Source organism: Sphingobium sp. (genome assembly GCF_003248505.1).
Lineage (GTDB): Bacteria > Pseudomonadota > Alphaproteobacteria > Sphingomonadales > Sphingomonadaceae > Sphingobium.
Genome location: NZ_QFOA01000016.1, coordinates 12,362 through 33,407 on the forward strand (window position 1 = coordinate 12,362; position 21,046 = coordinate 33,407).

18 protein-coding genes are annotated in these 21,046 nt (G+C 64.1%); 3 read left to right on the forward strand and 15 right to left on the reverse strand.

Annotated features, from left to right (window positions below; translation table 11 throughout):
* Nucleotides 1–9: 9 nt before the first annotated feature.
* From pepN to DI606_RS08175, 7 genes are all read right to left on the reverse strand, one after another.
* The gene (gene pepN, locus DI606_RS08145) at nt 10–2,610 is read right to left on the reverse strand and encodes an aminopeptidase N (protein ID WP_293981402.1); all 2,601 of its coding nucleotides are present in this window, start codon (nt 2,608–2,610) and stop codon (nt 10–12) included.
* A 69-nt stretch (nt 2,611–2,679) separates the two neighbouring features.
* Nucleotides 2,680–3,609, reverse strand: coding sequence for a ParB/RepB/Spo0J family partition protein (locus DI606_RS08150; RefSeq protein ID WP_293981404.1), 930 nt, complete (start codon nt 3,607–3,609; stop codon nt 2,680–2,682).
* Nucleotides 3,606–4,388: a ParA family protein gene (locus DI606_RS08155; RefSeq protein WP_293981407.1), complete on the reverse strand. Its 783-nt coding sequence runs from the start codon at nt 4,386–4,388 to the stop codon at nt 3,606–3,608. The genes DI606_RS08150 and DI606_RS08155 overlap by 4 nt, the downstream gene beginning before the upstream one ends.
* Complete coding sequence (gene rsmG / locus DI606_RS08160) at nt 4,385–5,029, reverse strand: 16S rRNA (guanine(527)-N(7))-methyltransferase RsmG (RefSeq protein ID WP_293981410.1); 645 nt, start codon at nt 5,027–5,029, stop codon at nt 4,385–4,387. The genes DI606_RS08155 and rsmG overlap by 4 nt, the downstream gene beginning before the upstream one ends.
* Nucleotides 5,026–6,876 (reverse strand): tRNA uridine-5-carboxymethylaminomethyl(34) synthesis enzyme MnmG, encoded by a 1,851-nt coding sequence (gene mnmG / locus DI606_RS08165; RefSeq protein WP_293981412.1) that lies wholly within the window; start codon nt 6,874–6,876, stop codon nt 5,026–5,028. Before mnmG ends, rsmG begins: the two co-directional genes overlap by 4 nt.
* Nucleotides 6,877–6,935: 59 nt before the next feature.
* Nucleotides 6,936–8,219, reverse strand: a complete 1,284-nt coding sequence (gene mnmE, locus DI606_RS08170; protein ID WP_293981415.1) for a tRNA uridine-5-carboxymethylaminomethyl(34) synthesis GTPase MnmE — start codon at nt 8,217–8,219, stop codon at nt 6,936–6,938.
* Between the two features lie 11 nt (nt 8,220–8,230).
* Complete coding sequence (locus DI606_RS08175) at nt 8,231–8,488, reverse strand: DUF6489 family protein (RefSeq protein WP_293981417.1); 258 nt, start codon at nt 8,486–8,488, stop codon at nt 8,231–8,233.
* A 153-nt stretch (nt 8,489–8,641) separates the two neighbouring features.
* Between DI606_RS08175 and DI606_RS08180 the strand changes: the two genes are divergently transcribed.
* Complete coding sequence (locus DI606_RS08180) at nt 8,642–9,343, forward strand: dienelactone hydrolase family protein (protein ID WP_293981419.1); 702 nt, start codon at nt 8,642–8,644, stop codon at nt 9,341–9,343.
* Entirely contained in the window at nt 9,340–10,311 is a 972-nt protein-coding gene (locus tag DI606_RS08185) for a quinone oxidoreductase (protein WP_293981422.1), read from the forward strand. Before DI606_RS08180 ends, DI606_RS08185 begins: the two co-directional genes overlap by 4 nt.
* A 52-nt stretch (nt 10,312–10,363) precedes the next feature.
* Here DI606_RS08185 and DI606_RS08190 read toward each other — a convergent pair whose 3' ends face one another.
* Both DI606_RS08190 and rho read right to left on the reverse strand, forming a co-directional pair.
* A complete protein-coding gene (locus DI606_RS08190; RefSeq protein ID WP_293981425.1) occupies nt 10,364–11,086 on the reverse strand; it encodes a YjbE family putative metal transport protein in 723 nt (240 codons plus the stop codon).
* A 22-nt stretch (nt 11,087–11,108) separates the two neighbouring features.
* Entirely contained in the window at nt 11,109–12,365 is a 1,257-nt protein-coding gene (rho, locus tag DI606_RS08195) for a transcription termination factor Rho (protein WP_293981428.1), read from the reverse strand.
* A 252-nt stretch (nt 12,366–12,617) separates the two neighbouring features.
* Here rho and DI606_RS08200 point away from each other — a divergent pair, with 252 nt between their 5' ends.
* The gene (locus DI606_RS08200) at nt 12,618–13,577 is read left to right on the forward strand and encodes a retroviral-like aspartic protease family protein (RefSeq protein WP_293981431.1); all 960 of its coding nucleotides are present in this window, start codon (nt 12,618–12,620) and stop codon (nt 13,575–13,577) included.
* A 36-nt stretch (nt 13,578–13,613) separates the two neighbouring features.
* On the opposite strand, the gene DI606_RS08205 is transcribed toward DI606_RS08200, so the two are convergent.
* The 6 genes from DI606_RS08205 to DI606_RS08230 form a co-directional block, all read right to left on the reverse strand.
* A complete protein-coding gene (locus DI606_RS08205) occupies nt 13,614–15,689 on the reverse strand; it encodes a transglycosylase domain-containing protein (protein ID WP_293981434.1) in 2,076 nt (691 codons plus the stop codon).
* 120 nt (nt 15,690–15,809) lie between these two features.
* Nucleotides 15,810–16,214 (reverse strand): peptide-methionine (R)-S-oxide reductase MsrB, encoded by a 405-nt coding sequence (gene msrB, locus DI606_RS08210; RefSeq protein ID WP_293981437.1) that lies wholly within the window; start codon nt 16,212–16,214, stop codon nt 15,810–15,812.
* A gap of 31 nt (nt 16,215–16,245) precedes the next feature.
* A complete protein-coding gene (gene holA, locus DI606_RS08215; RefSeq protein ID WP_293981440.1) occupies nt 16,246–17,274 on the reverse strand; it encodes a DNA polymerase III subunit delta in 1,029 nt (342 codons plus the stop codon).
* Nucleotides 17,271–17,780, reverse strand: a complete 510-nt coding sequence (gene lptE, locus DI606_RS08220) for an LPS assembly lipoprotein LptE (RefSeq protein ID WP_293981443.1) — start codon at nt 17,778–17,780, stop codon at nt 17,271–17,273. The genes holA and lptE overlap by 4 nt, the downstream gene beginning before the upstream one ends.
* A gap of 16 nt (nt 17,781–17,796) precedes the next feature.
* The gene (gene leuS / locus DI606_RS08225; protein ID WP_293981446.1) at nt 17,797–20,340 is read right to left on the reverse strand and encodes a leucine--tRNA ligase; all 2,544 of its coding nucleotides are present in this window, start codon (nt 20,338–20,340) and stop codon (nt 17,797–17,799) included.
* Nucleotides 20,341–20,447: 107 nt separating this feature from the next.
* Nucleotides 20,448–20,897: a DUF3576 domain-containing protein gene (locus tag DI606_RS08230; RefSeq protein ID WP_293981449.1), complete on the reverse strand. Its 450-nt coding sequence runs from the start codon at nt 20,895–20,897 to the stop codon at nt 20,448–20,450.
* Nucleotides 20,898–21,046: the final 149 nt, after the last annotated feature.

Sequence of the window (21,046 nt, forward strand, 5' to 3'; positions counted from 1 at the left end):
AGGGCCGTCTCAGTCGAGGCTTTTGCCCGCCTGCTCGGTCACGTCCTTGGACAGGACCGGTGCGGCGAGGATGCGTTGCAACTGCTCCCGCATCCTGACGGCGCGGTCATTGTCGAACCGCCGCCAGCGGCCCAGCGGCGGAACGAGTCGTGCGGCGGCCTGCGGATTGAGCCGGTCCAACGCGACGATACAGTCGGCCACCAGCGCGTAGCCCTGCCCCGATGCCTGATGAAAGCCCCACTGGTTCGCTGCGAACGCTCCGAACAACGCTCGCACCCTATTGGGGTTCGCCAGCGTGAAATCCTTGTGACGGGCAAGCTCTGTGACCTGATCGACGATAGAGGGATGCAGGGCGACAGCCTGCGTCTGGAACCATTTGTCGAGCGTCAGCGGATCGGATGCATAGCGATGGTAAAAAATGTCGAGCGCCGCTTCCCGCTCGTCGCTGCTCCCGTTGGCGAGCGTGGCGAGCGCGGCCTGCCGCTCGGTCATGTTGTTCGCTTCGCTGAACTGCGTAAAGGCGATGGCCGGTCCATCCGCCGCTCCGGATGCCACAAGATAGTGCAGAGCCGCATTGCGCAACTTGCGTGCACCCTTGGCTGCGGGTGTCAGCAGGAAATCGTCCGTCCGTGTTCGGGCGTGAATCGCGCGCCATTGCGGTTCCAACGCTTTTCCGATCCGCTGCTGGAGCCTCTCTCGTTCCCCGTGGATTGCATCGGGGTCGACATGTTCCATCTGATCGCCAAGATAGGCTTCGCTCGGCAGGCGCACCGCTTCTGCAACGAACGCCGCGTCCAGCGCCGGGTCGGCAATGGCACCGCGGACCGCGTCGATCACGGCATCCTCGTCGACCGGCGCGCCAGCGATGCGACCGATGAGCGCGTTGACCATCAACCGTTGCATCGCTTCATAGCGGGCGAAGGGATCGTCATCCTTCGCCGCCAGGAATGCGAGATCCTTTTGACTGAGGTCGGTTTCGACGATCACAGGTGCGGAAAATCCACGATTGATCGACAGGATCGGCGGTCGCACAACATCGTCGAACCGGAAGCTCTGCCGCGCTTCTGTCATCAGCAGCACGTCGTCCCCGCCATGTGTTCCTGTTTCGGCATCGAACAAAGCCGTGCGTAGCGGGATCGCCATCGGTTTCTTGTCACCCTGACCCGGCGTAGGCGGCAGATGCTGTTCCAGCGTCAAAGTGGCAGTCGCGGTCGCAGCGTCATGCGACAGCAGCGCCTTGACACGTGGCGTACCCGCTTGCTCATACCATAGCCTGAACTGCCCGAGATCGATGGCCGCGCCTTCCTCCATTGCGACCACGAAATCTTCGCAAGTGGCGGCCTGGCCGTCATGTCTCTCAAAATACAGGTCGGTGCCAGCGCGGAATCGCTCCGGCCCCGCCATCAGAGCCATCATGCGGATCAACTCTGCCCCCTTGTTATAGATGGTAGCAGTATAGAAGTTATTGATTTCCAGATAGGATTCGGGCCGGACGGGATGTGCCAGCGGGCCGCTATCTTCCTGGAACTGCCCGGCACGCAGGATGCGGACATCCTCGATCCGCTTGACAGCATGGCTGCCCATGTCGGCGGAAAAATTCTGATCGCGAAAGACGGTAAGGCCTTCCTTCAGGCTAAGCTGGAACCAGTCGCGGCACGTAACGCGATTGCCCGACCAGTTGTGGAAATATTCGTGAGCGACGACAGCTTCGATCGCATCATAGTCGACATCGGTCGCCGTTTCCGGATTGGCCAGGATATAGCGTGAATTGAAGATGTTGAGGCCCTTGTTCTCCATCGCGCCGAAGTTGAAGTCCGCGACCGCCACGATGTTGAATACGTCTAGGTCATATTCCCGGCCATATACCCGCTCGTCCCACGCCATGCTATTCTTGAGCGCTTCCATTGCGTGGGCCGTGCGGGGGAGATCGCCTTCCTTGACCCAGATGCCGAGCGCTACCTTGCGACCGCTTTGCGTTACGAAGCTGTCGGTGTTGCAGGCAAGGTCGCCCGCGACCAACGCGAACAGGTAACAGGGTTTGGGGAAGGGATCGGTCCAGACGGCAAAATGGCGTCCGTTGGGAAGGTCGCCCCGATCGACCGGGTCGCCATTGGCCAGCAGGACAGGATAGCGCGCCTTGTCGGCCACCATCCGCACCCGATACCGCGAAAGCACATCTGGACGATCGGGGAAGAAGGTGATGCGGCGAAACCCTTCCGCTTCGCATTGGGTGCAGAGCAGCCCGCCGCTGGCGTAAAGGCCCATCAGCTTGCTGTTGTCCTGCGGCGCGATTTCGACCAGCGTTTCGACCCGATGGGTGTTGCCTTCCAGCTGGAGGACGAGCGCTCCGCCGTCCATATGCCATTGGTCCTGCGTCAATGCGACACCGTCCGCTTTGACTTCCAGCGGCATCAGCCCATCGCCGTCGAGCCGTAACGGGCGATCATGTGCGCCATTCCGCTCGACCGTCAGGACCGCACGCACCTGCGTATTTTCCGGGTCCAGCGCGAAATCGAGTTCGATTTCCGGAACCAGCCAATCGGGCGAACGATAGTCGGAACGGCGAATGACGGCGGGTGCCACAGCTTGGGTGGAAATCATGTCGGCCATATCCGCAACCTAGGTTGCGGACGGTCGAAATGCCATACCGGCGGGTGGGAAAAGCGTTGGCTTCGGGCGTCAGATACGCTCGCCCGACAACCGCTGACACAGCATGTCGAGCTGATCGAGATTGGAATAGCGCAGCGATAACATGCCGCCCCCGCACGCATCGTGCGCGATGTCGACACGTAGTCCCAATATGTCCGCCAGATGCTGTTCGAGCGCGGCGATATCGGGGTCCTTTTCGCCACCGGCGGAGGCTCGGGCGGAGCGGGAGGGTGAGGCATCGGAGCCGGTCTTCACGCGGCGCACCAACTGCTCCGTATCGCGGACGGACAGCCCCTTTTCTTCGACCTGACGTGCCAACCGTTCGCAATCCGGCGCACCGATCAGCGCGCGGGCATGGCCCATGCTGATCCGGCTGTGCATGACTTGCGCCTGCACGGACTGCGGTAATTCCAGCAAGCGCATGAGGTTGGCGACATGGCTGCGCGACTTTCCGACGATCCGTCCCAACGCTTCCTGGCTGTGATGGAATTCGGCAATCAGCTTGCGATAGGCCTCCGCCTCTTCGATTGGGTTCAGATCCTCGCGCTGGATATTCTCAATCAGCGCGATTTCGAGGGTTTCCTGCTCGTCGAAGTCGCGCACGATGGCGGGGATACGATGCAGATGTGCGCGCTGCGCGGCGCGCCAACGGCGTTCGCCCGCGATGATCTGAAAACCGCCGCCGTGCGGACGCACGATGATGGGCTGGATAACGCCGCGCTTGGCGATACTGTCGGCCAGTTCCTGCAACGCGCCATCGTCGAAATGCCGACGCGGCTGTTCAGGATGCGGGTGGATCAAGGATACTTCGATGCTCTGGACGGCTTTGCCGTTCGGCTGCGCGGCAGCGCTCGCCACCGGTTCTTCGCGTGCTGCATCGCCCAGCAAGGCGGACAATCCCCGCCCCAGCCCCTGCGGGCGCTTCGCGATCTTGGGTTTGTCGGTCGTTTCGTCGCTCACGCGGCAACCTCCTGCTGGGGGAGACGCGCGATCAGTTCGCGCGCCAGCCGCATATAGGCTTCCGAACCGGAGCAACGGAAGTCGTAGATGAGTGCGGGTACGCCATGGCTTGGCGCTTCGGACAGGCGGACATTGCGCGGGATCACGGTCGAGAACACAAGGTCGCCCAGACATGCCCTCACATCGTCCGCAACCTGATCGGTCAGGCGATTGCGGCGGTCATACATGGTGAGTGCAACCCCGAGGATGGAGAGCGCCGGATTGAACCGTCCACGAATACGTTCGACCGTTTGCAGCAATTGGGAAAGTCCTTCGAGCGCAAAAAATTCGCACTGTAGCGGCACCAACAGGGACTGCGCTGCCACCAGTGCATTGATCGTCAGCAGGCCGAGCGAGGGCGGGCAATCGATCAGGCAGATATCCCATCGGCCCGGCTGCGCTTCGGCAAGTACGCGTTCCAACCGATGGGTCCGCTCCTCATATTCGATGAGTTCGATCTCTGCGCCGGACAAGTCCTGGGTCGCAGGCACGATATCCAGTTTCGGCACGCGCGTCGTGACGATGCTGTCTTCCAATGCACAATTGCCGACAAGCAGATCATAGCTGGATTGCGCTCGCATCGATTGGTCGATCCCCAGCCCGGTCGATGCATTGCCTTGGGGGTCAAGATCCACCAACAGGACGCGCAAACCTGTGGCAGCAAGGCCGGTGGCGAGGTTGATCGCCGTGGTCGTCTTGCCCACGCCGCCTTTTTGATTGGCAATGGCGATGCGGATCATGATCGGCTTTTCCTTGTGCCTGCGGGAGCGACGCCCCGTGCGACGATGATGGCGCTGTCCGGGTCGGTCACGCTCGGTTCCACGTGGAACACACCTTGCCACGCCGGGCGCACGGCCTCCAGTTCATTCTGCGCCCCACGCCCTTTTGGCAGCACCCAAATCGTCTTGCAGTTCGCCAAATGCGTGGCGGAAGCCAGCAATTGTGGCAAAGGCGCATAGGCTCGCGCGCTGATGACAGCCGCCGCGCAAGGGGCACTGCTCTCGACGCGTGCACCGACCACCGTGGCATGTCGCAGCCCGACGCTATCGATGACATGACGCAGGAAATCGATCCGCTTGCGCCTGTTCTCGATCATGATCACAGGACGATCGGTCAGGCACGCGACGACAACGCCGGGAAGGCCAGCGCCTGAACCCAGATCGACCCATGGCCCCTGCCCCGCATTCTCCGTGTGCAAAAGCAATTGAGCGGAATCGACGATATGGCGTGCCCAAAGATTCGGGACGGTAGAAGCGGCGATCAGATTCTGCTCGCCCATTCCTTCCAACAACAGCGCTATGTAGCGTTCAAGCCGGTCCCAGGTTTCACGTGGAACATCGCAATGGGTGCCGAGCCATGCGCGGGCTTCATCTTCCGTCACGCGGCCTGACGCCTGACATGCACGAGGATCGCAGCCAGCGCCGCGGGGGTCACACCCCGTACACGCCCCGCCGCCGCCAGGCTTTCCGGCTGCGCAGCATCCAGCCGCTCGATCATCTCATTCGACAAACCGCCCACTGCCGCGAAGTGGAAACCGGGAGGGATCAGGACACGTTCGTTCCGGCGTAACTCTGCGATCTCGGCCTTCTGCCTTTCCAGGTAAGGGGCATAACGCGCGTCTTCCAGAATCTCCGCGCGCAAATCGCCAGGGGCATCGCGCAAGGCCGGGCTGGCATCCATCAAAAGCGATGCAGGCACTTCCGGAAACCGAGCCCACGCGAACAGCGATCGCCGCGCTCCGTCCTGACGCACGGCCGCACCTGCGCGCGCCATTTCGGTGGCGGTGGCGATGGTCGAAAGTTCGGTTTCGATCTGGCGGCGCAAGGTTTGACGACGCTGAATGCGCTTCGCTCTTTCCCCACCTATTAAACCGTGCGCCAGGCCGATATCCGCCAAGCGCGTTTCGGCGTTATCAGCACGCAGGCGCAATCGATACTCGGCACGGGCGGTCAGCATTCGGTAAGGCTCGGTCACGCCTTGCAGCACCAGATCGTCGATCATCACGCCGATGTATGAACTGGCGCGATCGAGGATCAACGCATCTTCCCGCGCAACCGATGCCGCTGCGTTCGTACCGGCGATCAGTCCCTGTGCCGCAGCCTCTTCATATCCCGTCGTGCCATTGATCTGCCCGGCGCAGAAGAGGCCGCTAACGGTGCGCGATTCCAGTGTCGAGAGGAGCGTACGCGGATCGACATGGTCATATTCGACCGCATAGCCCGGCACGGCGATTACCGCCCGTTCCAAGCCTGCCATCGACCGTATCATCGCGGTCTGCACGTCGACCGGCAACGACGTGCTGATGCCGTTGGGATAGACGAGGTGATCGTCCAGCCCCTCCGGCTCCAGAAAAACCTGATGACCATCGCGGTCGCCGAAGCGCAGCACCTTGTCCTCGATAGACGGGCAATAGCGCGGCCCCCGCCCCTCTATCGCACCGCTGAACAGGGGTGAGCGATCCAGCCCGCCACGAATGATGTCATGCGTCGCCGTCGTCGTACGTGTGATGGCGCAGGCGAGCTGGGGCAGCGCACGACCCTTCGACAGGGCCGACATGGTCCAGTTCAGCTGGTCCGAAGGCTGGGCCTCCAGCGCCGCCCAATCGACGGTGCGTCCATCGATACGCGGCGGCGTTCCGGTTTTCAGCCGGGCGATGGGCAAACCGAGCGCATGAAGTTGAAGCCCGAGCCGGGTAGCGGCGCGCTCCCCTATCCGACCGCCCTCTTCCCGTTCGGTGCCGCGGAACATGCGGGCCGCAAGGAAGGTACCGGTGGCGAGGACCACCGCACCGGCGGACAGCCGGCGACCGTCGGCAAGTTCGACGCCTGAGATGGAACCGAAGTCCAGCACAAGGCCTGCCGCTTCGCCCTCGACGATATCGAGATCGCGAAAATCTTCGAGCAGTGCATGGATCGCCTGCCGATAACGCGTGCGGTCGGCTTGGATACGCGGGCCTTGTACAGCAGCACCTTTGCTGCTGTTCAGCATCCGGTAATGGATCGCTGCGGCATCTGCGGCGCGCGCGATCAGGCCATCGAGTGCATCGACTTCCCGGACAAGGTGCCCTTTGCCTAAACCGCCGATTGCCGGATTGCACGACATGGCGCCCACGGTTGTGCGATCGAAGGTGACGAGCGCGACCCGCGCGCCCTTCCGCGCTGCCGCCGCCGCCGCTTCGCATCCCGCATGGCCGCCGCCGACCACGATCACGTCATAGCTTGTCTGCATGGCCTGCCCTTACCAGAACAGCGGCCATCGGGTCAAAAGCGTTCCACGTGGAACATGCATCATTTGCCGATGCAAAAACCGCCGAACAGTCGGTCGAGCATATCCTCGGTCCCGGCCTGCCCCGTCAGGGAGTCGATTGCATTCCGGCCCAGTCTCAGTTCTTCGGCCAGGAGAAGCATATCCGTATGACGGTGCGCGGTGGTGAGATGGCCGTGTAGCTGTCGCACTCGGTGTCTCTGTCTCTCATGCAGCGCATAGTCGCTGGGGCCGGGGAGCAGCCGGGCGGCGCTTTGCAGAATTCGGTCCGTCAGGCGATCCATTCCCTCGCCCGTTATTGCCGAAATGTTGAGCCCTGCCTCATCCGATGTCCGCCGGTCGCGTTGAGCGGCGACAAGGATCGCGTCCTCCCGGGGCATAGCATCGGCGTCGCCCAGCCACAGGATGATGTCCGCCGCGTCCAAGGCCGAACGCGCCCGGGCGACACCGATCGCTTCGACCGGATCGGCACTGTCTTCGCGTAAGCCTGCGGTGTCGGTGATAAGGAAAGCGACGCCCCCGATGGAGGCGGGCACCTCGATCCGGTCACGGGTGGTCCCCGCAATATCGGACACAATCGCAGCATCCCTTCTGACCAGTGCGTTAAGCAGGGTCGATTTCCCCGCGTTGGGCGGTCCGGCGAGCACCACACGCACGCCGTCACGCAATCGCTCTGCGGACGGCGCGGCCAATGTCCGCCCCACTTCGTCGGCAAGCACGGCGATGCCGTCCGCGATCTCCTCCTCTATCGCGGCGTCCGGTACATCGTCCTCGTCGGAAAAATCGAGCGCCGCTTCCGCCATCGCCGACAGGCCCAACAAGGCATTGCGCCAACCGTCCACTTTTCGGGAAAAATGCCCCTCCGCCATCAGCAACGCTGCGCGCCGCTGGCTCTGGGTCTCAGCGGTCAACAGGTCGGCAAGGCCCTCGACCGCATTTAGGTCCATGCGCTCATTGGCAAATGCCCGCCGCGTAAACTCTCCCGCCTCGGCCTTTCGCAGCCCGGCCATGCGCGAAAGCGCCGATTCCACCGCCGCGATGACGGCGCGACCGCCATGGCAATGCAACTCGACCATATCCTCGCCGGTGACGGTCGCCGGCCCTGGCATCCATAATACGAGAGCCCGGTCCAACGGCCCCTCTTCCGGGTCGGTCAGTAGGCGAAGGCTGGCGGTGCGCGGTGGCGGCAGGGCCCGACCCGACAGGCGTCTAAGCGCCTCCCCCGCCTGCATGCCGCTGATCCGAATGACGGCAATCCCCGCAGGCGGTGCGCCGCTCGACAAGGCGAAGATGGTGGCATTCGGCACAGTCGGTGGCGTTACTTCTTGTCGTCCTTCGACGACGATCCCATGCCCGACAGCCCCAGATTGACCATCTGCTGGAAAAGACGCATCCCGGCGTCGCCCATGGGCGAAAAGCTTTTGAACAGCGTTTCCATCTGTTCGGCGCTGCCGATGCCGTCGAACCCGTCGAGCATTGTCTTGATATATTTGTCATGGATGGGCGTCACGTCCGGCAGGCCCAGAAAGGCACGCGCCTCCGCCGGGGAGCAATCGACATCGACGGTAACCTTCATAGCCCTGACCTTTCCTGCACCGGCGTGACCGCCATCGTCTCCATGCCGCAAATGCCGCGCTCATGGCAAATTTTTAACGCGCTCTCGCGGTTGCAAGCGGGCGGCGGCCCGCCAATATGCCAGCCTGCATCAATGGCGAGAGGCGACGGCAAAATGAGCGAATTCCAATCGATCAAGACTCTGGCGGGCGACAAGAGCTTCGACACCTATGTCGCTCTGCCGGACGGCGAAGCGACAGCGGCAATCGTCGTCGTGCAGGAAATTTTCGGCGTGACCGAAGGCATCCGCCGCAAATGCGACAGTTGGGCCAAGGCAGGTTACGCCGCTTACGCGCCCGATCTTTTCTGGCAGTTCGAACCGCATATCGAGCTTGACCCGGACGTACCGGATGAGATGGAAAAGGCGCTGGGATATCTCCCCAAATTCGACCAGGATCAGGCGATCCGCGATATCGAAGCGACGATCAAGGTTGCGCGCGATGCGATGGGTAGCGAAGGCAAGGTCGGCGTCGTGGGGTATTGCCTGGGTGGGCGGCTTGCTTTCATGTCGGCGTGCCGGACCGATGGCGATGCTTTTGTCGGCTATTATGGTGTCGGCATCGACAATCTGCTGGGCGAGCAGCAGGCCATCGGCAAACCGACGATGTTGCATATCCCGACCGATGACGGTTTCGTTCCCGCCGACGTTCAAAAGGCGATGCACGAAGGGTTGAAGGACAATCGGCATGTGACGTTGCACGATTATGAGGGGCTGGATCACGGCTTCGCATCCGAAATGGGCAAGCGCCGGGTCGAGGAAGCGGCCCAGCTTGCCGACCGCCGCACCGCCGATTTCTTTGCGCAGGCGCTGGCATGACCGACCGGGGCTCGCGGATCGTCATTCGCAGCCACGGCGGACCGGAGGTGATGGAGGAGGAGCGGTTCGACGTCGCCCCTCCCCCCGCCGGGCATGTCGTCGTGCGGACCGAAGCGATCGGGCTGAACTATATCGACACTTATTTCCGCAGCGGTCTCTACCCTGCCGACCTGCCTTTGACCCTCGGCTCGGAAGCGGCAGGCCGGGTGGAGGCGGTGGGTGACGGCGTCACCGGCTTTCGCGTCGGGGATCGGGTGGCGTGCGGAACGGCGCGGGGCAGCTACACGACGCACTGGACGGTACCCGCCGCGCAATTGGTTGCCCTCCCCGAAACCGTCAGCGCGCAAAGTGCCGCCGCCCTGATGCTCAAGGGCATGACGGCCTGCTTCCTGGCGGAAGATATTTCGCCGCTCAGCGCCGGTCAGGTCGCGCTCGTCCATGCGGCGGCAGGCGGGGTCGGGTCGGTTCTGGTGCCATGGCTTCGTGACAAGGGCGTGCGGGTCATCGCCCATAGCGGCTCCCCGGCCAAGGCGGCGACGGTCGACGCCGACCACAGTTTGCACGGGGATTTGGCCGATCTGGCGTCGAGCGTGCGGGATCTGACCGGGGGCGAGGGTGTCGACATCGTCTACGACGGCGTCGGAAAGGACAGCTGGACCGCTTCGCTGGCCAGCGTCAGGCGACGCGGTATGATTGTCAGCTATGGCAACGCGTCGGGAGCGGTGCCGCCCATCGGCCTGCTCGACCTCAGCCGCGGCGGTTCGTTGTTCGTCACTCGACCGACCTTGTTCGACTATGTCGCCACGCGCGAGGAACTGGAGCGCACGGCGGCACGATTGTTCGACCGGATCGAACGGGGCGTCGTGACGGCGGCAGTGAACCAAAGCTTTGCACTGTCGGATGTCGCGGACGCGCACCGCGCGCTCGAATCGCGCAGCACGACCGGCGCGACGGTGCTTATCCCCTGATCGTGGCCAAGCGGGCGACGCCGCCCACATCTCGGTCGGCGGCGTTGTCCCGTCAGGCAAACAGGGTGAGCAAACCTACATTCTGATCCACAAAACCCTCGTAGATCATCTTGACCGCCACATAGACGATAACGGCAAGGCCGATATAGGCGATCCACCGGAAGCGCTCGATATAATGAGCGATGATATTCGCGGCGAGACCCATCAGTGCGACCGACAGTACCAGGCCGATCATCAGAATGCCCGGATGATCGCGCGCAGCGCCCGCAACCGCCAGAACATTGTCGAGGCTCATCGACACGTCGGCCACCGCAACCGCCCAGGCCGCTCCGGCGAAGCTCTTGGCCGGGCGAAGGCCCGACACATCGTCGTCGCTGGCGTCATCGGGCGTGTCCGCCCCGCGCTTGGGATGCAACTCGCGCCACATCTTCCAGCTCACCCACAGCAGCAGCAGCCCGCCTGCAAGGATCAGGCCGACGATCTGCATCAGCTGGCTGACCACCAGGGCAAAGGCGATCCGCAGCACCAGCGCCGCCAGAATGCCTATCAGGATGACCTTCTTGCGCTGGTCGGCGGGAAGGCCCGCTGCCAACGCACCGACGACGATGGCGTTGTCGCCCGCCAGCAGCACGTCGATCATCAGCACCTGTACGAAGGCGGATAGCGCCGACGGTGACGTGATATTGCTGAAATCGTTGAGGATATGCTGCCAGATATCGGCAGGTGAGCCGATACCTTGAGCAGCGGACGCAGCAGAGGCGAGCAGGTCGAACATCGCGGCCTAACGTCCTTTGCGCTTACTGGTTCATCGTCGCGAAGAAATCCTCGTTGGTCTTGGAGTCCTTCATCTTGTCGAGCAGGAACTCCATCGCATCGACCGTACCCATCTGCATGAGGATGCGACGCAGAACCCACATCTTGCTGAGCGTCGGCTTTTCGACCAGCAGTTCCTCCTTGCGGGTACCGGACTTGCCGACGTCGAGCGCGGGGAAGATGCGCTTGTCCGCAACCTTGCGGTCGAGCACGATTTCCGAATTGCCGGTGCCCTTGAATTCTTCGAAGATGACTTCGTCCATCCGGCTGCCCGTATCGATCAGCGCGGTGGCGATGATCGAAAGCGATCCGCCCTCTTCGATATTGCGCGCCGCGCCGAAGAAGCGCTTGGGCCGCTGAAGCGCATTGGCGTCCACGCCGCCCGTCAGCACCTTGCCCGACGAGGGCACCACTGTGTTGTACGCACGGCCGAGGCGGGTGATCGAATCGAGCAGGATCACCACGTCCTTCTTGTGTTCGACCAGCCGCTTGGCCTTTTCGATCACCATTTCGGCGACCTGGACGTGGCGGGTGGCAGGCTCGTCGAAGGTGGAGGAAACGACCTCGCCCTTCACGCTGCGCTGCATGTCGGTGACTTCCTCGGGCCGTTCGTCGATCAGCAGGACGATGAGGAAGACTTCGGGATGATTGTCCGTGATCGCCTTGGCGATGTTCTGGAGCATCACCGTCTTGCCGACGCGCGGCGGCGCGACGATCAGCGTGCGCTGGCCCTTGCCCTGCGGTGATACGATGTCGATGACGCGTGCCGACTTGTCCTTGATCGTCGGGTCGAGCGTGTCGAGCCGCAGCTTCTGTTCGGGATAGAGCGGGGTCAGATTGTCGAAGTTGACGCGATGACGGACCGCATCGGGATCGTCGAAATTGACGGTGTTGAGCTTCGTCAGGGCGAAATAGCGCTCGCCGTCCTTGGGCGCGCGGATTTCGCCTTCCACGGTGTCGCCCGTGCGCAGGCCGAACTTGCGGACCTGGTTGGGGGATACGTAGATGTCGTCGGGACCGGCGAGGAAATTGGCTTCGGGCGACCGCAGGAAGCCGAAGCCGTCAGTCAGCACTTCGATCGTGCCTTCGCCCATGATCTGCTCGCCATTCTCGGCCTCGGCCTTGAGGATCGCGAACATCAGGTCCTGCTTGCGCAGCGTCGACGCGCCTTCCACGCCCAGTTCTTCGGCCATGGTGACGAGGTCGGCGGGCGCTTTTTTCTTGAGGTCCTTGAGATGCATGGTCGAATAGGTCCGATAAGGAAGGGAGAAGAGTGACCGGAGAGGAAGGAAAGAAATGCGGACGCGGGGCCCGTGGCGCATCCCGCTCCGGACGGGCGGGATGGATAGTTGGCCATTTACCGGTCCCCGCTATGCCAAGTCAAGGCGCGAGCTTAGCGGGAAGAGAGGAAATCCCGCGCGGCGAGGCGCGGCTCTGGCGAAGTGGGGGGCGATGGTGGTATAAGGCGGCATAACGGATCCGGGGACGAGGATATGGGCCGGTTGCACGTCCTGATCGGCTTGGCCATGGCGGCAGGCGCTTCGGTCTGTGCAGCGCAGGAAGCACCGCCGCTCGATCCCGCCGATCCGCCAGCGGTCGTTCGTACCGGCCCGGCTTCCCAAGACCGGAGGGTGACGATCCCCATACTGATCGATGGCAAGGGACCGTGGAACTTCGTTATCGATACCGGATCGCAGCGCACCGTCATCGCGCGCGATCTGGCGCGGGAGCTTGCCCTCCCTGCCCGCCGTTCCGTCACCATCCTCAGCATAACGGGGCGGTCGGAGGCTGGCACGGTCGCTTTGCCCGACATTGACTTCGGCGGCGGGCGCATCCGCGATATCGAAGCACCGGTGCTGGAGGGTGAGAATCTGGGCGCGGCGGGCCTGCTCGGCCTCGACAGCCTGCATGAAAAGCGGGTGACGCTCAATTTTCGCACCGGGCAGATGGAAATCGCACGCAGCGGCGCGCGCGCGCGCCCCGCCCCCGCCGACCGCAACACCATTGTCGTAGACGCGCGGCGGAAGCGTGGGCAGTTGATCCTGCTCGATTGCGATGTGAACGGGATGCGCGTCGCCATCATGCTCGACACGGGCGCCAGCGTCAGCATCGGCAATCTGGCGTTGCGCGACCGGCTGGTCGCGAAGAAGCGCGCGCCTGAATTGGTGACGGCCATACTGACCAGCGTCACCGGCGGCACGCTGGTGGGCCAGGTGGGGAAGATCCGGTCCGCGCGCATGGGTCGCGTCAATCTGACCGACCTGCCCGTCATCTTCGCCGACGCCAGCCCCTTTGCGGAACTGGGCATGAAGGATAAGCCCGCGCTGTTGCTGGGCATCGGCGCGCTACGGATTTTCGACCGCGTGGCAATCGATTTCGGGCGAGGCAAGGTCGACTTCCTGCTGCCCGACGCGATGGCGCCGGTCCGAACCCGGCTCGCGGCGGCTCCCTAGACGTACCCGAGGCAGGCGAGTCCGGGACCGCCTTTGTCAGGGATTGGGCGTGGGGCGCGGCGGCGGCTGGCGCTGACGGTCACGGCCCAGCACATTGTCGATCCACTGCTGGTCTATGCGCGGCGGTTGCGGCCTGTCCTGCGGATCGACCTCCATCTGCGGATCGTCGCCCTGCCCGTCCGTCTCGCGGGACTGCGGGCGTTCGACGGGCAGGCCGTTCTCATCGACCATCATCCCAGGATCGGGCGTGTTGTAATAGGCCTCCTCGTCCGGCTCCAGCTGCCATTCGGGCAAAGTCACTTCGGTTTCGAACTGCTCGACAGGGCGTTTCGCGACGGCGACCTTCATGTAGTCGGCAAAGGCACGGGCGGGCGCGCGACCGCCTTGCAGCCCCAACACCGGGCGAGCGTCGTCGCGGCCCATCCATACGCCTGTGGTGATGCCGCTGGAGAAGCCGAGAAAATAGCCGTCCTTGTTGCTGCTGGTGGTGCCGGTCTTGCCCGCGACGGGCCGCCCGATCTGCGCGGCGCGGCCCGTGCCGGTGGAAACCGCAGTCTGCATGAGGTCGGTCATGCCCGCCGCCACCCACGGCGCGACCAGCACGCGGCTGGTATCGTCCTGGTGGTTGTAAAGCAGGCGACCGTCGGCGGTCGTCACTTTCGTGATGCCGTAGGGTGTCACCGCGATCCCCTTGCGCGCGATGGAGGCCGCCGCCCGCGTCATGTCGATCAGCCGCACGTCCGATGTGCCGAGCACCATGGAGGGATGCGTATTGATCGGCGTCGTGATGCCGAAGCGGCGGGCCATGTCGGCGATGGTGGGGAAGCCGACTTCCACGCCCAGCTTCGCCGCGACGGTATTGATGGAATAGGCAAAGGCAGTGCGGACATCGATGTCGCCGGCGAATTTGCCGTTGGCGTTGCGCGGGCTCCATCCGTTGATCGTCACCGGCCCGTCCGTGACGCCGGTGTCGGGGGTATAGCCCGCTTCCAGCGCCGCCATATAGACGAACAGCTTCCACGCCGAACCCGGCTGCCGCGTCGCCGTCGTCGCGCGATTATAGTTGGACGTGACATAGTCGAGACCGCCCACCATCGCCCGGACCGCCCCGTCGCGGTCGAGGCTGACGAGCGCGCCCTGCGTACCGGACGGCACGTTCGCCTTGATCGCCGCCGTCGCGGCATTCTGCATGCCCAGGTCGATGGTGGTATAGACCTCCAAAGGTTCGTTGGGTTCGTCGACCAGAACGTCGAGCTGCGGCAATGCCCAGTCGGTGAAGTATCGGACGCTGTTCTGCGGCGGTTCGGGTGCCATCTTGACGGAGGCGAGGTCGGCGTCCGCGTGTTCGGACGGCGAAATCTTGCCATTTTCCTGCATCAGGTCGAGCACGACGCCCGCGCGCCCGATCGCCGCTTCTGCGTCGGCGGTCGGCGAATAGCTCGACGGCGCTTTCACCAGGCCCGCGATGATCGCGGCCTCGGGCAGGCTGAGGTCGGTTGCGGGATGGCCGAAAAATTTACGGCTGGCAGCGTCGATGCCGTAGGCCCCGCCGCCGAAATACACCTTGTTGAGGTACAGTTCGAGGATTTGCTGCTTGGAGAATTTGCGCTCCATCGCCAGCGCCAGCACCATTTCCCGCAGCTTGCGGCCGAAGCTGTAGCTGTTGTTCAGGAAGATGTTGCGCGTCACCTGCTGGGTGATCGTCGATGCACCCTGCCAGCGACGCCCCGACCCGCGCCGCTCCACCGCGACCCAGGCTGCGCGCGCCATGCCGACGGGATCGACGCCCGGATGCATGTAGAAACGCTTGTCCTCGGTCGATATCATCGCGTCGACCATGACTGCGGGAATGCGGTCGTAGGATAGCCATTGTCCAAAGCTCGGCCCCAGGGATACGATCACACTGCCGTCGGCGGCATGGACACGGATCATCTGGCCGTTGGGCGAGGATTTGAGGCTGTCATATCCCGGCAGCGATTGCATCGCGATCGCCACTGCGACGACGATCGCCAACAGTCCCGCGACTGCCGCGCCCAGCGCGATTTTCGCGCCGCGCACCAGCCATTTTCTCGCGCCTGTCCGCGCCGCCCTGCTTTTACCTGATCCAGCCATCTGTGCCGCCTCGAATAGGCGCTAATCCCCGCGCTCGCCAGCGCAAATCACGGGAATATTGAAAGTCGCGCCGCGCGCCTTCATGCGCGGCGCCGCTTTATGCAGGCTGAACGGAGGGCCTTAGCCTTCACCCTCGCGTGGCTTGAAATCCAGGCTGGCGCTGTTCATGCAATAGCGCAGGCCGTTGACGCCCGGACCGTCGGGGAACACATGGCCCAGATGCCCCTCGCACTTGGCGCAGCGTACTTCGGTACGGATCATGCCATGGCTGGCGTCGCGAATTTCCTCGACCGCATCGATGTCGACCGGCGCAGTGAAACTGGGCCAGCCCGATCCGCTGTCATATTTCTCCTCGGCGTCGAACAGTTCCGCACCGCATCCGGCGCAATAATAAACGCCATCGGCCTTGTTGCCGTTATATTTGCCGGTGAAAGGGCGTTCGGTGCCCGCTTCGCGCAGCACATGATATTGTTCGGGCGAGAGGCGGTCGCGCCACTCCGTTTCGGAAAGATTGAGCTTGTCCATGACGGCAATATGGTGCCGCGCCGTTATGCGATCAAGCCCGCTCCCGCGCCGCCTGCCGGGCGATGGCGAGCAGTTCGTGCCGCACCAGAAGCTCGCCCGCGCCGCGTCCGCCCCGGCTTGCGCGCTCGGCGTCCAGCAGGCGCTGGATCACCCGCGCGGCGCCGGGCGCGTCCCAGATGCGCACTTGACGCGACACGGTGCCCTTTTCCTTCCAGAACACTGCCTTGCCCGCCGATTCGACGGCCGCTTCCAGCCGTCCGCTTGCGTCGAAATCGGCGCGGATGTTGGCGATCAGCATCGCGCGGGTCAGCAGCGGGCGGATGATCGACGCCATCGCTGCGCCACTTTCGTTGAGGCGCAACATTTCCTTGTGCATGGCTTTCAGATCGCCGCCGAGCACGGCATTCACCAGTGGCCCGATTTCGGTTTCGGGATTGTCGGCGGACAGCGCGTCGAGCGCATCCGCCGTGGCCTCGCGCGGACGGTCGGGTGCGGCGTCGAGGTAGAGGATCAGCTTCTCGACCTCGCCCGCCATCAGCGCCCGGTCGCCGTTGGCGAGGTCCACGATCCGGCGCGCCAGTTCGGTGGACAGGCGCAGTCCCCCTTCCCGTGCGATGCCGATGGCGATCTGTTCCGCCTCGCGGGCATCCGGCTGATAGGATATGCACGCCATCGCGCCCTTGTGGTCGAGTGCCAGCTTGAGCAGCTTCGACGTGGGCTTGAGCGTGCCGGTGACGGCGATCACCGGATTGCCCGCCGCCTCCGCTTCCAGCAGCGCGGCGAGCGCGGGGGCCGATTCGTCGCCCATGCCGCTTACCCGCACCCAGCGTTTGTCGCCGAACATCGAAAAGGACGCGGCCTCGTCCGAAAGCCGGGCCGGGTCCTCCTTCAGGCTTGCGCCGTCGAGGTCGACGCGCTCGGCCTGCGGACCCATCGCGCGCTCCAGCCGCTTCGCGATAGCGGCGCTGCCCGCTTCGTCGGGGCCATACAGCAGGAAGAAGCGGATATCGGGCGGCGGGGCGTCGAGGGCGCGCTCGATCTGCCCCCGATTGGCCTTCATGGCGTGCCTTGCGCTCCGCCACGGCGGGAAAAGAGGGCGAGGCGAGTGACGATCTGGTCCGCCACCGTCTGCGACAGCCGTTCCAGCGCCGTGTCCTCCGCCGCGATGGTCGCATATTCGCTCGACGTGACGTCGATGCCGGCGTCCGATCCGGCGGTGTCGTCCAGCACCTGCGCGCCGGTCGCTTCGTCGATCAACTGGTATCGGGCACGCAGCGTCCGTCGTTCGCGCGTGATGGCGGCGTCGGCGCGCAATCCGAAACCGCTGATATCGTCGTCCAGCTTCACCACCAGCTTGTAGCGCGGGCCGCTGCCGCTCTGCATCGCCGCCAGCCGGTCGTTGAGCGCGTTGCGCACCAGCCAGCCACCCTTCCCCTGGATCGGTGCGACCTCGACATTGCCGAGCGCCCGCGCAACCGCGCCCTGGCTTCCGCCGCCATAGACAGGGCGGAGGCCGCAGGCGGTAAGCAGCAGCGGCAGGGCGAGCAGGGGCAGAAAGCGCTTCATGACAGCCAGTCCTATATCAAATGACCAGATTGACCAGACGGTCCGGCACGACGATGATTTTCTTCGGTGTCGCGCCGTCCAGGATGCGCGCCACATTGGGCGCGGCCATCGCCAGCTTTTCCAGATCCTCCCTAGCGGTGCCCTTGGCCACGGTGATGGTGTCGCGCAGCTTGCCCATCACCTGGCAGGCGATGGTCACTTCGTCCTCGACCAACAGTGCAGCGTCGACCTGTGGCCAGGCGGCGTCCGCGATCAGGCCGTCCTGCCCCATCTCGGCCCAGCCTTCCTCGGCCAGATGCGGAGTCATCGGCGCGACCAGCAGCGCCAGCGCCCGGATCGCGGCGGTGCGGCTCGCCGACGGCTTCGCCTTTTCGACGGCGTTCACCAACTCGTAGATCTTGGCTACCGCCTTGTTGAAGCCCAGCGCCTCGATATCCTTCGCGACGCCGTCGATGGTCTGGTGCAGCTTGCGCTCGATCGCCTTGTCCTGACCCTCGGCGCTGGCGTCCGCCTCGCCGAACAGGCGCCAGACGCGGTTGACGAAGCGCCAGCTGCCCTCGATCCCGCTGTCGGTCCAGGGCAGGTCGCGCTCGGGCGGGCTGTCGGACAGCATGAACCAGCGCACTGCGTCCGCGCCATATTGAGCGATGATATCGTCGGGATCGACGACATTCTTCTTGGACTTGGACATTTTTTCGACGCGACCGACCGTGACCGGCGCGCCGCTTTCGATATGGGTGTAATCGTCGCCCGATTTCTTGACCTCGCCCGGCGACAGCCAGCTTCCGTCACCCGCCTTGTAGGTTTCGTGCGTCACCATGCCCTGCGTGAACAGGCCCGTGAACGGCTCGGCAAAGCCCAGCTGCCCCATATGCTGGAGCGCGCGGGTCCAGAAGCGGGCGTAGAGCAGGTGCAGGATCGCATGTTCCACGCCGCCGATATATTGGCCAACCGGCAGCCATCGTTCGACCGTCGCGCGATCGAACGGCCTGTCCTGGGGCTGGCTGGCGAAGCGGATGAAATACCAGCTCGAATCGGCGAAGGTGTCGAGCGTATCGGTTTCCCGCCGCGCCGCCTTGCCGCAAACCGGGCACGGCACATGCTTCCAGGTCGGATGCCGGTCGAGCGGGTTGCCGGGGATGTCGAAGCTCACATCCTCGGGCAGCACCACGGGCAGCTGGTCCTTGGGCACCGGCACCACGCCGCATGCGTCACAATGGATGACGGGGATCGGTGTCCCCCAATAGCGCTGGCGCGACACGCCCCAGTCGCGCAGGCGGAACACGGTCTTGCCCTGTCCCCATCCTTCCGACTCGGCGCGGGCGATGACGGCGGCCTTGCCTTCCTCGACGCTCATCCCGTCGAGGAAGCGACTGTTCACCAATTTGCCGGGGCCGGTATAGGCTTCGTCGTGGATCGGCTTGTCCGCCTCGCCCTCGGCAGCGACGACGCGCTCGGCAGGGAGCATATATTTGCGCGCGAAATCGAGGTCGCGCTGGTCATGCGCGGGCACCCCCATGACAGCGCCCGTGCCATAATCCATAAGCACGAAATTGGCGATGAAGACGGGCAACTGCCATTGCGGATCGAACGGGTGCGTCACGGATAAGCCGGTGTCGAAGCCGAGCTTTTCCGCTGTTTCCAGCTCTGCGGCGGTGGTGCCGCCTTCCTTGCACGTCTCGATGAAAGCTGCGGCATCCGAATCGTTCGCCGCCACCGCCTGCGCCACCGGATGGTCCGCCGCGATCGCGACGAAGCTCGCGCCGAAGATGGTATCGGGCCGGGTCGAATAAACCTCTATCCCCGCGCCTGCGTCCAGCCCTTCCAGCGCCTCGCGCTCGGGAAAGGGAGCGAAGTCGAAGCGGAATTGCAGGCCAACCGATTTGCCGATCCAGTTTTCCTGCATGGTCCGCACCTTGTCGGGCCACTGATCGAGCGATGCCAGCCCCTCCAGCAGGTCGTCGGCAAACTGGGTGATCCTGAGGAACCACTGGCTGAGCTTGCGCTTCTCCACCAGCGCGCCCGATCGCCAGCCGCGCCCGTCGATCACCTGTTCGTTCGCCAGCACGGTCATGTCGACCGGGTCCCAGTTGACCGCACTTTCCTTGCGGTAGACGAGGCCCGCTTCCAGCATGTCGAGGAACAGCGCCTGTTCATGGCCGTAATAGTCCGGCTCGCAGGTCGCCAGTTCCCTGGACCAGTCGATGGCGAAGCCCAGCTTTTTCAACTGCGCACGCATATTGGCGATGTTGGACCGGGTCCATTCGCCCGGATGCACCTTCTTTTCCATCGCCGCATTTTCGGCCGGCATTCCGAACGCATCCCATCCCATTGGGTGCAGCACTTCGTGCCCGGTCATCCGGCGAAAACGCGCCAGCACGTCACCCATCGAATAGTTGCGGACATGGCCGATATGGATGCGCCCGGACGGATAGGGGAACATCTCCAGCACATAGGAGCGCGGCTTGGGCGACGCGTCGTCCGCCCGGAAACTCTGCCTTTCGTCCCAGGTCGCCTGCCAGCGGGCGTCGGCCTCCATCGGGTTGAAGCGCCTTTGCATGTCTCGTCCTTCAAAATGCGAACGGGCCGGGCCTTGTTCAAAAGCCCGGCCCCGGATTGCTGTCGATGGCGGCCGGGCGGCGAAAAGGCCCGCCGCCGGGGGTGGGATCAGCCCGCGATCGCCGAGCGGCGAAGGTCGCGCGCCTTGGTGAGGATGATCTCTTCCAGCTTCTGCGTCGTTGCGGCCTTGACCGGAGCGTCGATCCACTGGCCGTTCTGGTTCACCTGGCGGCTGGCTGCCACCCGCACGGCATCGGCGCGCAGGTCCTGGTCGAGGACCGAGACGGTAACCTTCATCCGCTCGCCGGGCGTGTTGGGATTGGCATACCAGTCGGTGACGATGACGCCGCCGTTCGAATCGGTCTGCACCATCGGCATGAAGGACAGCGTATCGAGCGCCGCGCGCCACAGATAGGCGTTGACGCCGATGGTCGTCACCTTCGATGCGGCGAGGTCCGCCTTCGGGCGATCCTTCGATCCGCCCCCGCACGCCGCGAGCGGCAGGAGCGCGGCCAGCAGCAGGCCGGTGGAAAGAGCAGTGGAAGGGCGGCGGACCATCAGGCATGTCCTAGCTTGAAAAGACGAAAAACTGCCCGCTTCTATAGTGGTCGCGCGGGGAGGAGCAAGGGGGCGCAGCGCGCGGACGGCGACAAGGTGCCTTCGGGCGCGTCGTCCGGTTGTGTGTTCCATGCAACAGCTTGGCGAAA